The following is a 705-nucleotide window of genomic DNA, read 5'->3' as shown; positions in this document are numbered from 1 at the left end:
GGTAGAAAAAGCCTTCTGGTTTGTTTTCACGGTAAAGATAGCCGGACATTGCCAGGCGTGACATGAGCATCTGTGATGATATTGTACTTCATATCCGTTGTACGGTGGTCTAGGTAGAAAAAGCCTTCTGGTTTGTTTTCACGATAAAGATCGCCACTTTCAGGATCAGTCGTACTTTGACGAATGTCTTTTTCCGTTTTCACCTCCTCTTTTACCTTTAAGGGCTTTTTTCCGTGTGCCACCCGATCTTCTTGGATCGCTTCTTCTAATTCATTTATATAGTTCTGGGTATCTTGTTCAATCGTTTTTCTTGTATATTTATGTTTATTGGCATTGGCTTTAAGATGAGTGGAGTCAGTAAAAAGAACGCGCCCTCCAACCATATCGTGATTGATGGCTTGAAGAACAATTTCATCGAAAATGTCTTGAAAAATGGTTGTATCTTTAAATCGAGTACGACGATTCCAGCTAATGGTCGAGTGATGGGGAACGGGGTCATTGATGTTTAAACCTAAAAACCATCTATACGCCATGTTATAGTAAATTTCTTTTTCAAGTTGTCTTTCAGAACGGATACCGTACAGGTATCCGATAAACATCATTTTAAACAAAATAAGTGGATCAAGTGAGGGACGACCTTTATTCTCACTATAATATGGTTTTACTTTGTCTATGATAAATGAAAAATCAATGTACTGATCAATT

Annotated in this window: 1 pseudogene; it reads right to left on the bottom strand. The window is 37.9% G+C overall.

Features of this window, described 5'->3' with window-relative positions:
• Window positions 1–29: 29 nt before the first annotated feature.
• Window positions 30–705, bottom strand: a pseudogene (locus tag BA79_RS18695) (transposase); the annotation flags it as partial.

The organism is Bacillus altitudinis 41KF2b, from assembly GCF_000691145.1.
Taxonomy (GTDB): domain Bacteria; phylum Bacillota; class Bacilli; order Bacillales; family Bacillaceae; genus Bacillus; species Bacillus altitudinis.
The sequence above is the reverse complement of the archived record's forward strand: the minus strand, read 5'-3'. Positions and strand labels throughout refer to the sequence as shown.